This window comes from Bacillus sp. GbtcB10 (assembly GCF_019091365.1).
Lineage (GTDB): Bacteria > Bacillota > Bacilli > Bacillales > Bacillaceae > Bacillus > Bacillus altitudinis.
This window is the reverse complement of the sequence record NZ_JAGXJP010000322.1, coordinates 1-245: the sequence shown is the minus strand read 5'-3', so window position 1 is coordinate 245 and position 245 is coordinate 1. Positions and strand designations below refer to the sequence as shown.

Genomic DNA, 245 nt, shown 5'->3' with positions numbered 1-245 from the left:
ATCCAACTTCGCTTTTCTTAAAGCAAGACGTTGACTATCCGTTGCTGTGCATTTTAATTCACCTTTTTCAACCTTCCAGTTTACACCTGTCAAGATAGGTCGTGTTTCTGAGGTGGTCACTGCGAAAACCGTTTGACGGATAAGGTTTTTAAGCAAATCTGTTGGAATTTGGAAAGCATGATGCTCTTCAATTTGTGGCAGATGCGGATATTCTTCAGCATCTAAGCCGTTTAAATTAAATTCTG

Annotated in this window: 1 protein-coding gene; it reads right to left on the bottom strand. The window is 39.6% G+C overall.

What is annotated here, in order from left to right; all coding sequences use genetic code 11:
* A partial coding sequence (locus KVT11_RS20380; RefSeq protein WP_483297938.1) for a DNA polymerase III subunit beta family protein occupies positions 1-245 on the bottom strand: 245 nt, incomplete at both ends.